Origin of the sequence: Streptomyces sp. SID5785, from assembly GCF_009870065.1 — a bacterium.
Taxonomy (GTDB): Bacteria; Actinomycetota; Actinomycetes; order Streptomycetales; family Streptomycetaceae; genus Streptomyces.
The window spans coordinates 1-3,479 of sequence record NZ_WWIA01000658.1; the positions used below are offsets into that span (position 1 = coordinate 1).

A 3,479-nucleotide genomic window follows, 5' to 3' on the forward strand; every position below is an offset into this window, starting at 1 on the left:
TGCCTGCCCGGTGGCCGGGTCGAGCCGGACGACCGTGCTGCGCGGGGGCGCCTTCTCGCTGTCCGGGGAGCAGGTGAGGTACGGGACGCCGCCGATGACGGCCCGGTCGCAGTCCGCCTTCTTCCAGCGGTACGTCCACAGGGTGCGGCCCGTCCGGCCGTCGAGCGCGGCCACGCTCTTGAACGAGGGGGTGTTGGCGAGGATCCCGCCGTCGAACAGCACGGCGGAGGTGCGGCCCCGGCTGTCGTCCGCGAGTTCGTGCCGCCACAGCACCCGCCGCCCGTCGTCACCGAGGGCCACGAGATCGGTCCCGGGGTTCCCGGTGCCGGGGGCGTGATCGGCGAACGTGTAGAGCATCCCGTCGCGTACACCGGGCAGCGAGCCCGCGGGGGCCGCTCCGCCGTCGGCCGACGCGGCCTTGCGCTGCCAGACGGTCTTTCCGCTGCGGACGTCCACGCGGACTCCGTCGTACTCCTGTCCCCGGCAGTACACGGCGCCGGCGCCCGCCAGACAGGCGTCCCAGGAAGCGGACGGCAGCGTCGTCCGCCACCACAGCCTGCTCTCCTTGCTCACGTGCGTGGCCGGCAGCTTCGCGCCGTCGTCGTCGCCGGGTCCCGTGACGAGCGCCGCGCCGAGCGTCACGCCGACGAGTCCCAGTGCGGCCCCCGCCACCCGCAGGGCGCCGCGCCTGCGGCGGCGCCGCACGATGCGGTCGGCCAGCCCGGCGGGGGGTCCGGTGTCGGCCGGGGCCCAGTGCGTCATGACGTCACGGACGGTGCGGTCCAGCTGGTCGTTGTTCATGTGCGGGCCTCCTTCAGGCTGTTTCCGTCCTGCGGCCGGCCGGGCGGGGTCCGCTCCGGGGCCGGGTCCTGCGGGGGTGCGGCGGCCGGGTCCGCGGAGCCGAGCTCGGGAGCGAGCCGGCGCAGCCGGGCCAGGGACCGGTGCGTGGTGCTGCGGACCGTGCCGACGGAGCAGCCCAGCGCGTCGGCGACCTGGGTCTCCGAGAGGTCCTCGAAGTACCGCAGCACGAGCACGGTGCGCTGCCGCGGGGTCAGCCGGGCGAGCGCCTGGCCGACGGTGATCCGCAGATCGGCGGCGGCCGTGCCGTCGGGGGCGCCGAGGCCCTCCGGCACCGCGGCGAAGGTCGGCTCGCGGTGCGGCCTGCGCAGCCGCCACCGGCTGACCTGATGCCGGTACATCACCTTGCGGACGTACGCCTCCGGGTCGTCGACGTGCCGCCAGCGTCCCAGCGCCTTCATCAGCGCGATCTGCACGAGGTCCTCCGCCTCGTGCCGGTCACCGCCGGTGAGCAGGTTCGCCAGCCGCAGCAGGGCGCTCCACCGGGCGTCGACGAAGTCCCTGAATCTCTCGTGGTCCTGCGGGTCCATGGGCCCCTCCCGTTCTCCAACGCCCTCAAGGACGCGCGACCGGCAGGCAATCTATGTCTGCCCGGGAGGGTGGATGTGCGAGGGGTGTCGCGGCGGCGACTAGACTCCGTCCCTGTGGTGGACACCCAGTACGAAGACCTGTTGAAGCACGTGCTCACGTCGGGGACGGCCAAGGCCGACCGGACGGGCACGGGTACCCGGAGTGTCTTCGGACACCAGCTGCGCTACGACCTCTCCCAGGGGTTTCCCCTGGTCACCACGAAGAGGGTGCACCTGAAGTCGATCGTGTACGAGCTGCTGTGGTTCCTGCGCGGCGACTCGAACGTCGGATGGCTCCAGGAGAACGGCGTCAGCATCTGGGACGAGTGGGCCGACGACCGGGGCGAGCTCGGCCCCGTCTACGGCGTCCAGTGGCGCTCCTGGCCCACGCCCGACGGCCGCCACATCGATCAGCTCGGCCAGGTCCTCGAGACCCTGCGCGACGACCCGGACTCGCGCCGCATGATCGTGTCGGCCTGGAACGTGGCGGAGCTCGACAAGATGGCGCTCGCCCCGTGCCACGCCTTCTTCCAGTTCTACGTCGCCGACGGCAAGCTCTCCTGCCAGCTGTACCAGCGCAGCGCGGACCTGTTCCTCGGTGTCCCGTTCAACATCGCGAGCTACGCCCTGCTCACCCACATGGTGGCGCAGCAGACCGGGCTCGAGGTCGGCGACTTCGTCTGGACGGGCGGGGACTGCCACATCTACGACAATCACGTCGAGCAGGTCACCGAGCAGCTGTCGCGCACCCCGTACGCGTTCCCGCGGCTGAGGCTGGCGAAGGCGGACTCGCTGTTCGACTACGCCTACGCCGACGTCGCGGTGGAGGGGTACCAGCACCACCCCGCGATCAAGGCGCCGGTCGCCGTATGAGCGCGACCGGTGACATCGGGCTCATCTGGGCCCAGACGCCCGACGGCGTGATCGGCGCGGACAACGGCATCCCGTGGCACCTGCCCGAGGACCTGGCGCACTTCAAGGCCACGACCCTCGGCCACCCCGTGATCATGGGCCGCAGGACCTGGGACTCGCTCCCCGCACGCTTCCGGCCGCTGCCCGGCCGGCGCAACATCGTGCTGACCCGGGACCCTCGATGGTCCGCGGACGGCGCGGAGCGCACCGGATCGGTGTCCGAGGCGCTCGGTCTCGCCGGCGGCACCGCCTGGGTCATGGGCGGCGGCGAGATCTACCGCGCCGCGCTGCCGTACGCCACGGTCCTCTCGGTCACCGAGGTCGACACGACCGTGGACGGCGACACCCACGCCCCGGTCCCCGGCCCGCAGTGGCAGGTCGCCGAGGACCGCGGCTGGCAGACCTCGACGACGGGTCTGCGGTACCGCATCCGCCGGTACGCGCGCGCCTGACGTCCACCGCGGATCTCGGGCCGGTGTGCGACCTCGCCCGGGGCGCGGCGTCAGCGTCCCGGGCCGAGCACGACCCCACGCCACGCGGTGAACGTCCCGAGCCGGTCCCACGGCACGTGCGCGTACTCCTGCGACCGGCCGAAGAAGCCGGACGGGTTGTGCAGGACGAGCGCCCGGTCGGTCGCGCCGACCGCGAGGACGAGATGACCGCCCGTGCCCGGCGGTTCGGTCGCGGGCTCGCGGATCGACGGGTGCACCGACAGCATCACCAGGCGGCCCCCTTCGAGCGCGGTCCGCAGCTCCGGCTCGGTGAGCCGGGGCCTGACCTCGGCCTCGATGCCGAACCGGGCCTCGGCCCAGGTCGCGAACGGCGCGTAGATCAGGCCGTGCAGCCCCTCGTCGTGCCGCACGTACGCGCCTGCCTCGACGCACGCGCGGGCGATCTCCATCGCGGGCGGGGCCGTGTGTCCGAAGTACTCCAGGGCCATGCGCAGGCACGCGACCCCGCACAGGCGCCACGACCACCACGCGTACTCGTCCGGGTCGGCCGCCCCGTAGGACGCCCACTGCGGGTCCTCGCTCGCCGGGATCCGGCCGGTCACGATGTCCTCCACCAGACGCGGTGAGGCCCACTGGGAGTGGTACGGGACCACCGGCACGTCGAAGATCGTCTCACCCATGCGGTGAC

The 3,479-nt window shown here is 73.0% G+C and carries 5 protein-coding genes; 2 read left to right on the forward strand and 3 right to left on the reverse strand.

The features are described from left to right. Both GTW43_RS21625 and GTW43_RS21630 read right to left on the reverse strand, forming a co-directional pair. Window positions 1–801 (reverse strand): PQQ-binding-like beta-propeller repeat protein (locus GTW43_RS21625; RefSeq protein WP_161303675.1); only part of this gene is annotated, 801 nt, incomplete at its 3' end. After that, window positions 798–1,388, reverse strand: coding sequence for a SigE family RNA polymerase sigma factor (locus GTW43_RS21630; protein WP_161303676.1), 591 nt, complete (start codon window positions 1,386–1,388; stop codon window positions 798–800). The genes GTW43_RS21625 and GTW43_RS21630, both read right to left, overlap by 4 nt. A 114-nt stretch (window positions 1,389–1,502) precedes the next feature. Between GTW43_RS21630 and GTW43_RS21635 the strand changes: the two genes are divergently transcribed. Both GTW43_RS21635 and GTW43_RS21640 read left to right on the forward strand, forming a co-directional pair. Next, window positions 1,503–2,300: a thymidylate synthase gene (locus tag GTW43_RS21635; protein WP_161303677.1), complete on the forward strand. Its 798-nt coding sequence runs from the start codon at window positions 1,503–1,505 to the stop codon at window positions 2,298–2,300. After that, window positions 2,297–2,791 (forward strand): dihydrofolate reductase, encoded by a 495-nt coding sequence (locus tag GTW43_RS21640; protein ID WP_161303678.1) that lies wholly within the window; start codon window positions 2,297–2,299, stop codon window positions 2,789–2,791. The genes GTW43_RS21635 and GTW43_RS21640 overlap by 4 nt, the downstream gene beginning before the upstream one ends. 50 nt (window positions 2,792–2,841) lie before the next feature. Here the strand turns inward: GTW43_RS21640 and GTW43_RS21645 are convergent, their stop codons facing one another. Further along, on the reverse strand, window positions 2,842–3,471 hold the full coding sequence (locus tag GTW43_RS21645) for a C39 family peptidase (protein WP_161303679.1): 630 nt from the start codon (window positions 3,469–3,471) through the stop codon (window positions 2,842–2,844). Window positions 3,472–3,479: the final 8 nt, after the last annotated feature.